The organism is Pantoea sp. E956-1, assembly GCF_982223955.1.
This window is the reverse complement of sequence record NZ_CEUYZP010000140.1, coordinates 1-255: the sequence shown is the minus strand read 5'-3', so window position 1 is coordinate 255 and position 255 is coordinate 1. Positions and strand designations below refer to the sequence as shown.

General features: G+C 34.9%; 1 protein-coding gene. It reads left to right on the top strand.

The window, feature by feature from the left end; all coding sequences use genetic code 11:
* Positions 1 to 249 (top strand): hypothetical protein (locus AC0T7J_RS25660; protein WP_473798652.1); only part of this gene is annotated, 249 nt, incomplete at its 5' end.
* Positions 250 to 255 lie beyond the last annotated feature (6 nt).

The window sequence follows — 255 nt, the reverse complement described above, 5'->3', positions numbered from 1 at the left end:
GGAGAAGGTGTGGCCTACCTTGGGCTTTCAATTCTGTTTATTTCACTAATTCATTGTTGCTTTGGATTTCTAAATAGAGATAAGAATTTTGACGTGACATTTGATGCTATATTTCGCTGGGTGCCAGTCTCATTATTTGGCCATTTTTTTGCTTGTGGAGGCGTGATTGCTATTTTAAATCTTAACTTCAATTACATTACATGGATGTATCAAAACGTTTGGTACTATTTCTTTTCTTACTTCCTCTGATGTTTA